The following is a 6,772-nucleotide window of genomic DNA, read 5'->3' on the forward strand; positions in this document are numbered from 1 at the left end:
GCCTTCGTCGGCATAGCCGCAGCCCTCATCTGTCACCGCCGCCTCACCAAATGAAACGACCTCTTAAGACGTGCTGACTGCTACGGGGCGAAGCGAACCGTCACGTTCGCCCAGCCGTCCGGGCTCGCGTAGTGCCAGGTGCCGGTTTCGTCGGCTGAGAGCATTGCTTCGGAGTACAGGGCTGCGACGAGGAGTTTCCAGGGCTCGTCTCTCTTGGCGGTTTCAGTGCGCGCCAGGTCACGTAGCGACTTGTCAGCGGCTTTGAAGATGGCGGTGCGGATATCGAAGTACCGTGCGTGGTCGGCTGTTCCTGTGGTGACGCCGGATGTGCTGATGAATGTCCATGTGGCGTGCCAGGGGCCATCAGCCATGGGGAATCACTCCGGCGAAGTGCTCTGTGTCGTGACCTGCGGTGAGTATGAGACGACGACACGCCGACGCCACGGCGTGTCGTTGTCTCATACTCACCGCAAATGGCGGTCAGGGCGGGTGATCACCTTGGCAGGGGCCATGCCTCGCTGGCGCTGAGCGTGAAGCTGGGCGATGGCCCGTAGCTGCCGCCGCTCGTACGCCGTTGCGGGGCGCACCGAGGCACAGTGCGATCGCCATTTGAGGCCGGTGGGGCGGGTGAGGGAGACCATCGGGCCGTCGAAGTCGGCGATGGTCGCGGGCATGTCGTAGTGCCGGTCGTAGACCACCATGCCGACCGCGAGGCGGGGCAGGGTGCTGGTCCAGCCCGCGCCGCTCACCTCGTCCCCCTGGCGTGGCATCGGGCGCAGCGGAACGGGCACGGTGGCGCCCCCGAGACGTTGAGGGCATCGACGCTGGTGGTTGGTGCGTGGTTCACTTCGGCCCTCGGACGCCGGAGTACGCAACGATCCTGGCGGACAGCGCCGTCAAACGGGGAGCGATCGCGGCCGAGCAGGCGCAGGAGCGGGTGGCGCTCGTCGCGGAGCGACAAGCGGCCCTCGTTCGGACGCCTCCGCCACTGGTTGTCGTGGTGCTGGACGAAAGCTGCATCCGGCGGCCCATCGGCGAGCCCGCCGTCATGGACGCGCAGTTGGCGCGGCTGGTCGAGTTCGCCGAGCTGCCGAACACCATGGTCCACGTCGCCCCGTTCGAGATGGGGACTCGTCGGCCGTTCGACCTGCCGCTCTACATCCTGACGATGGCGGACCGTTCGCTCATGTCGTACGCCGAGTCCGCCCAACGGGGGCATTTCGAACGGGACAACAGGTTCGTGCTGCCCGTGCTGACGGCCTACCATCAGCTACAGGCCGAAGCGCCCTCTCAGACAGAGTCTGTGGCCATGATCAACCAGCTGCGAAAGGGCACCCCGTGACGACCGAATCCCCGCGTTGGTTCAAGTCCTCGTACAGCAACAACGGCGGCGCCTGCATCGAGGTCGCCGCCAACCTCGTCGCCTCGCGCGGCGTGGTCCCCGTCCGCGACAGCAAGGAGCCGCACGGCCCGGCGTTGCTCTTCCCGGCGGATGGCTGGGCATCGTTCGTGTCCGCCGTCAAGCGGGGAGAGTTCCCCGCCGCCTAACCCCGCAGCAACCAGCCATCGAAGCGACCGGCGGGACCGGCCTTCCCCCACCCCCTCTAAAAAAATCGCTTGCTCTGCATCAAGCATTTTTTAAGAGGGGGGTGGGGGCCGGACCGTCGCTGAGACGTCATCGCATGTGGGTCAGGGCAGCGGCGGCGACCGACGCCCCCGCGGGACACGTTCCATCCTGCGCTACCCCGCGGTCCGGAATGGTCGTGGTGCCGACCAAGTGGTTTGTGTCGTGCAGTGCGATGAAGATGAAGCAGATCCTCTGGAATTCGGCCTGCACGGCTTGGTGCTGCCCCACCGGCACCTGCGTAACGCGCCCGTTCTTGGTCATGGTCTTCGCGTAGGACAGTGGTAGATCCAGTGCGAGGCTGACGTTCTGGCCTGCCAACTTCCACGCGCACGTTGCCCCGTGCTTGCCGGACTCCTGTTTCCCCTCGCCACTGATTCTGAGGGCGGCGAGGTCGTGCCCGTCGAGGGCGAGGCGGAGGTGGGGGACGAGGATGTCGGCCGGGGGGACGATGGCTGCGACGCGCCCTGCCCACTCGAACACCCGGCGCTGAACAGGCTCACGGGACGGGTCCCGGTCCGCCGGTGGTCGAATCCGCTGACATCAGGAGTGCCCACCTGGTCACCGACCGGGGTCGGCTTCACGGGCCACAGAATGCGGAGACTGGGATGAGAAGTCCGGTGCGTGAAGTTGTCATCGCCCTGGCTGCGGCGGCTCTGGTGGCATCGTGCACCGCAGGCCCGACGGGGGGAGGCGGCAGTCCGGCGGCCACCGGCTCGCCCACCCGAAAGGCCCTCGACTTCAGCGGCGATCCACGGGCTGCGGCGCCGTTGACGTTCGACAGCAAAGCGGCCCATGTCCTGCCGACCGGCCCGACGGACGACCCCACCATCGCTCTGTACGGGCGTGCGGCCTGGCTTGCGCATGCGTCCGGCAGAGCCGGCCTGACCAGCCGTATGGACTGCGATCAAGGCGAGGGCGGCACCGTTGTGCTGTGCGCCTCGAAGCAGGACGGGGTGCTCGCCGTGGACAAAGCCGGCAAGATCTTGTGGCGCCGGGCGGCGGGTGACGGCCCGAACGACTGGAGCGCCACCGTAGAAGCCGACTTCAAGGATCTGTTCTACGCCAAAGGCAAAGACGGAACATTCGTCGTCGACGGGCGTACCGGACGAACGGTCAGCGCCGACGCGGGGATTGTCCCCGATCGCATCAACGGCTACGCCGCGCTGGTCTATGCCGACACCGGCGCAGAGGTCCACTACGCCAAGCGCTGACCGGTCACCTTGGCGAAGAACGAGGCGATGTTTGCCACGGTTCGCGCGATCTTCTCCTCCAAGGTGAGCGACTCCTGGATCCGCCCGTCCGCGCCCGCGTCCTTCTTGCCCCGTACGTACAGCGAGCAGGCGAGGTCGCTGCACACGTACGTGCCCACCGAGTTGCCCTGCTGCCCGGCCTGCCGGGCCTTGGGTGCGACCATCAGGGAGACGCCGCCCGTGTGAGAGGTGAGGCATATCGAGCACATGCCGCGCCGGATCTGCCAGGACGCGGGGCTGGGGCAGCGCAGCTGGAGGGCTTTGGGGCGGCCGTCCAGGGTGGTGACGAGGTAGGCGCGCTCGGGGGCCTGGGGGTCTCGCCAGCCGAGGAAGTCCAGGTCGTCCCAGGGGCGGTCGGCCAGGTCGCGGGGGATGGACAGACGCTTGGCCTCGCCCTTGGTGCAGTTCACGAAGGCGGTACGGATCTCTTGCTCGGTCAGTGGCTTCATGAGAGCCAAGCTAATTTGCCTAATCTTCCTAGGCAAATTAATAATATGCTCGGTCGAGTGAGGGGAAGGGTATGGCAAGCGAAGGACTGACCATGGAGCGTCTGGTCCAGGCGGGCGCAGAGCTGGCCGACGAGGTCGGATTCGAACAGGTGACCGTTTCGGAGCTCGCCAGGCGGCTCGATGTCAAGGTCGCGAGCCTGTACTCGCGGCTGAAGACCTCCCAGGACCTCAAGACCAAGATCGCCCTGCTCGCCCTGGAAGAACTCGCCGACCGGGTCGCCGCCGCTCTGGCCGGACGGGCCGGCAAGGACGCCCTGGCCGCCTTCGCCAACGTCTACCGTGACTACGCCCGGGAGCACCCCGGCCGCTACGCCGCCGCCCAGCTCAGGCTCGACCCCAAGACGGCCGCCGCCAGCGCGGGCGTCAGGCACGCACAGATGACGCGGGCCATCCTGCGCGGCTACGAGCTGACGGAGCCGGACCAGACGCATGCGGTCCGGCTCCTGGGCAGCGTCTTCCACGGCTACGTCAGCCTGGAGCTGGGGGGCGGCTTCAGCCACAGCGCCCCCGACACCGAACAGACCTGGTCGCGGATCCTGGACGCGCTCGACGCCCTGCTGCGGCACTGGCCCGCGCCCTGACCCAAGCGTTACGCCGGCTCAACCCGCCCCGGCGCGGGTCTCCTTGGCGAGCGCCACCCGCACCGGCAGCACGCTCGCCGCGAGCGCCAGCACCAGGCAGCCCGCCACCGCCGCCGCGACGGGCGCGGCGGGCACGATCAGCCGGACCGGGACGCCGAAGGTGCCGCTGAGGCCGGCGCGGACGCCGAGCAGGGACGGGAGGGCGGTCAGGGCGCCGAGGACGGAGCCCAGGGCGACCACGAAGGTGGTCTCCGCCGCGACGGTCCACAGGACTTGGCGGAGCGTCGCGCCGGACAGGCGCAGCAGGCGCAGATCGCGCAGCCGGTCGGCCGTGGACATCAGGAGGGTGTTGGCGACGGCCACGCCCGTGCACCCCGCCGACATCGCGACCAGCAGCAGGGTGAAGACCTCGACCAGCCGGTCCTCCTCGGCGTCCGCGCGGCGCGCGTAGTCGGCCACGCTCACCTCCTCGGCGCCGAGCCCCCGGAGCGCGGCGGACGACGTGGCCGGGCCGGTGCGGTAGACGACGTCGGTGAGGGCCGAGGGGTCGTGGGAGCGGACCGTGGCCTTGGGGAGCAGCGCGGTGTACGGGGTGGGGGCCGTACGGTCGGAGACGACCGCCACGATCCGCAGCCTTTCGGCGCGGCCGTCTTCGAAGGTCACCGTCGTGGTGGTGGGTCCGCCCAGCGTGGCCAGCGCCGACTCGGTCACGGCCACCGTCCCGGGGCCGCGCAGCCGGGCGAGCGATCCGGAGACGGTCCGCAGCCGGTGGTGGACGTCGGCGAAGGCGCCGGGGTCGATGCCCGCGGCCTCCATGGGGGTCTTTGCCGCGCCCCCGTAGACGGTCGTGGCCAGCAGCCCCGTCCCCGGGACGGATCCGGCGGCGGCGTCGGACAGCCCCGGGGTGCCGTCGCGGGCGACGACGGCGGCCTCGGCCCGTACGGAGGCGGTGTCACGGGTGGCGTAGGAGTGCACGGAGGTCTGGGTGTTGCCGGTGATCAGGATGGTGAAACCGACGGTGGCCAGGACCGGGGCGGTCGTCGACGCCGTACGCCGCACCGCCGCCAGCATCCCCTCGCGCACCAGCATGCCGAGCGCGCCCCGGCGGCGGGCGAGGGGCCGGGAGACGGCCCGTACGAGGGGCGGGACCACGGCGGGGACCAGCAGGGTCACTCCGGTGATCAGCCCGACGGCCGTGCACAGGGCGAGGGTGGTCATATCGGTCGGGTCGGCGAAGGCGGTCCCGGCCGCGGCCGCGCAGCCCAAGGTGGTGAACGCGATGCCGGTCAGCACGCGGGCGCGGGTCATCGGACGGTCGTCCGCGGCGGCCTCGCGCAGCGCGTCCAGCGGGCCGGTCCTGGCGGCCCGGCGCGAGGCGGACCATACGGCGGTCAGTGCGACGGCCAGACCGGCGGCGAACGTCGCGGTGAGCACCCACGCCTGGCGGCGGACCGCGAAACCGGGTGGCAGGAAGCCCGCGTCGGTGAGCACTGAGCCCAGCGCCGGGGCCGGCGCCGCGCCGAGCAGGGCCCCGGCCGCCGCGCCGACCGCGCCGACGGCGAGCGCCTGCCCGTACAGCAGACGGCGCAGCTGGCGCCCGGTGGCGCCGACCGCGCGCAGCAGGCCGAGTTCGCGGCGGCCCCCGGCCACGCTGAAGGCGAACGTCGAGGCGACGACGAAGACCGTCGCGAAGGCCGACAGCGCGGCCATGGCGGTCAGCACCTGGCCGCCGATCCAGCGCGTCTTGGCGTCCCGTACGGGGGCCAGTTCGCTCCGCGCGGCGCCCTCGAGCACCGTGCCCGAGCCCTTGACCACCGAGCCCTTGACGACCGAGCCCTTGACGACCGAGCGCGCCGCTGTTGCGACCGCGCCGGGGTCCGCGCCCCGCTCGGTCAGCAGCCCGATGACCCGCACCCCGCCGGACAGCGCGGCGGCGCGCTCGTCGGTCACGTAGTAGCCGGGCCCGTCGACCGTGCCGGAGACGGTGAACCGCTCGGGCCCCACCGCGGTCAGCAGCGTGATCCGCTCGCCCGGCCGGGCGCCTATGGCGTGGTCGAGAGCCACCTCGTCGGACCGGTGCGGGGCGCGGCCCGCGGTGAGCCGGTACGGGGCGAGGGCCGCGCCGGACCAGCCGTGGCCCAGCCGGTCGCCTTTCCGCTGCCCGGCGTCGCGTACGGGGTCGCCGTCCGCGACCGCCTGCGCGTAGAAGGACCGGTCGGGCACCGCGCGCCGCACCCCGGGCACGGCGGCCAACTCCCGTGTCAGTTCCCTCGTCTCCCGGGCGGACCAGGGGGCCCGCTCCAGGAACACCCCGTCGGGGCCGGTGCCGCCCTGGGCGCTCCGTACGAGCACGGGCGCGCCCGCGTACCGGCCGGGCACCCCGCCGTCCCCGGACAGCAGGATCAGCGCGCTCATGGTCAGGACCGCGACGCCCAGGCACAGGGCGGTGAACGAACCCGCGAAGGCCGTGCGGCGCGCCCGTACGGTGGCGACGGCCAGGCCGAGCATGCCGCCCCGGCTCTTACGCACCCTCATGCCGCCGCCTCCAGCACCGACATCCGCGAGGCGATGGCCGCCGCCCCGGGCCGGTCCGCCATCTCGTCGGCGATCCGCCCGTCGGCCAGGAAGACGACCCGGTCGGCCCACCCGGCCGCGGCCGGGTCGTGGGTGACCATGACCAGCGTCTGCCGGTGGCGGTCGACCAGACCGCGCAGCAGGCCGAGCACGGTGCGCGAGGTGGTGATGTCCAGCGCGCCGGTGGGCTCGTCGGCGAAGAGCACCGCGGGCCGGGTGATCAGCGCCCGG

The 6,772-nt window shown here is 71.4% G+C and carries 9 protein-coding genes and 1 pseudogene; 4 read left to right on the plus strand and 6 right to left on the minus strand.

The annotated features are described in order from the left end of the window. Window positions 1-80: 80 nt before the first annotated feature. Complete coding sequence (locus CCN51_RS47350) at window positions 81-371, minus strand: hypothetical protein (protein WP_014178094.1); 291 nt, start codon at window positions 369-371, stop codon at window positions 81-83. Window positions 372-464: 93 nt separating this feature from the next. Then, a complete protein-coding gene (locus CCN51_RS47355; protein ID WP_245881828.1) occupies window positions 465-770 on the minus strand; it encodes a hypothetical protein in 306 nt (101 codons plus the stop codon). A gap of 68 nt (window positions 771-838) precedes the next feature. Between CCN51_RS47355 and CCN51_RS47360 the strand changes: the two genes are divergently transcribed. Beyond that, complete coding sequence (locus CCN51_RS47360; protein ID WP_014178096.1) at window positions 839-1,342, plus strand: DUF5753 domain-containing protein; 504 nt, start codon at window positions 839-841, stop codon at window positions 1,340-1,342. Further along, entirely contained in the window at window positions 1,339-1,548 is a 210-nt protein-coding gene (locus tag CCN51_RS47365; protein ID WP_014178097.1) for a DUF397 domain-containing protein, read from the plus strand. The genes CCN51_RS47360 and CCN51_RS47365 overlap by 4 nt, the downstream gene beginning before the upstream one ends. A 127-nt stretch (window positions 1,549-1,675) precedes the next feature. Here the strand turns inward: CCN51_RS47365 and CCN51_RS47370 are convergent, their stop codons facing one another. Beyond that, window positions 1,676-2,107, minus strand: coding sequence for a hypothetical protein (locus CCN51_RS47370; protein WP_014178098.1), 432 nt, complete (start codon window positions 2,105-2,107; stop codon window positions 1,676-1,678). A gap of 125 nt (window positions 2,108-2,232) precedes the next feature. Between CCN51_RS47370 and CCN51_RS47375 the strand changes: the two genes are divergently transcribed. After that, window positions 2,233-2,838: a hypothetical protein gene (locus tag CCN51_RS47375; protein ID WP_143676135.1), complete on the plus strand. Its 606-nt coding sequence runs from the start codon at window positions 2,233-2,235 to the stop codon at window positions 2,836-2,838. Here the strand turns inward: CCN51_RS47375 and CCN51_RS47380 are convergent. After that, window positions 2,823-3,326 carry an FBP domain-containing protein gene (locus CCN51_RS47380; RefSeq protein WP_014178100.1) on the minus strand — a complete coding sequence of 168 codons (504 nt, stop codon included), beginning with the start codon at window positions 3,324-3,326 and terminating at the stop codon, window positions 2,823-2,825. The genes CCN51_RS47375 and CCN51_RS47380 overlap by 16 nt on opposite strands. Before the next feature lie 71 nt (window positions 3,327-3,397). On the opposite strand from CCN51_RS47380, the gene CCN51_RS47385 reads away from it, so the two are divergent. After that, window positions 3,398-3,967, plus strand: a complete 570-nt coding sequence (locus CCN51_RS47385) for a TetR/AcrR family transcriptional regulator (RefSeq protein ID WP_043487282.1) — start codon at window positions 3,398-3,400, stop codon at window positions 3,965-3,967. An 18-nt stretch (window positions 3,968-3,985) separates the two neighbouring features. Here CCN51_RS47385 and CCN51_RS47390 read toward each other — a convergent pair whose 3' ends face one another. Both CCN51_RS47390 and CCN51_RS47395 read right to left on the minus strand, forming a co-directional pair. Then, the gene (locus CCN51_RS47390) at window positions 3,986-6,502 is read right to left on the minus strand and encodes an ABC transporter permease (RefSeq protein ID WP_238545413.1); all 2,517 of its coding nucleotides are present in this window, start codon (window positions 6,500-6,502) and stop codon (window positions 3,986-3,988) included. Continuing rightward, window positions 6,499-6,772 (minus strand): annotated as a pseudogene (locus CCN51_RS47395) (ABC transporter ATP-binding protein); the annotation flags it as partial. The gene CCN51_RS47390 and the pseudogene CCN51_RS47395, both read right to left, overlap by 4 nt.

Origin of the sequence: Streptomyces milbemycinicus, assembly GCF_002154605.1 — a bacterium.
GTDB lineage: Bacteria > Actinomycetota > Actinomycetes > Streptomycetales > Streptomycetaceae > Streptomyces > Streptomyces milbemycinicus.

Bases quoted from the DNA above. Each gene is read 5' to 3' on its own strand.
- CCN51_RS47350 (WP_014178094.1), bottom strand. From the start codon at position 371: ATGGCTGATGGCCCCTGGCACGCCACATGGACATTCATCAGCACATCC.
- CCN51_RS47355 (WP_245881828.1), bottom strand. From the start codon at position 770: ATGCCACGCCAGGGGGACGAGGTGAGCGGCGCGGGCTGGACCAGCACC.
- CCN51_RS47375 (WP_143676135.1), top strand. From the start codon at position 2,233: ATGAGAAGTCCGGTGCGTGAAGTTGTCATCGCCCTGGCTGCGGCGGCT.
- CCN51_RS47380 (WP_014178100.1), bottom strand. From the start codon at position 3,326: ATGAAGCCACTGACCGAGCAAGAGATCCGTACCGCCTTCGTGAACTGC.
- CCN51_RS47385 (WP_043487282.1), top strand. From the start codon at position 3,398: ATGGCAAGCGAAGGACTGACCATGGAGCGTCTGGTCCAGGCGGGCGCA.
- CCN51_RS47390 (WP_238545413.1), bottom strand. From the start codon at position 6,502: ATGAGGGTGCGTAAGAGCCGGGGCGGCATGCTCGGCCTGGCCGTCGCC.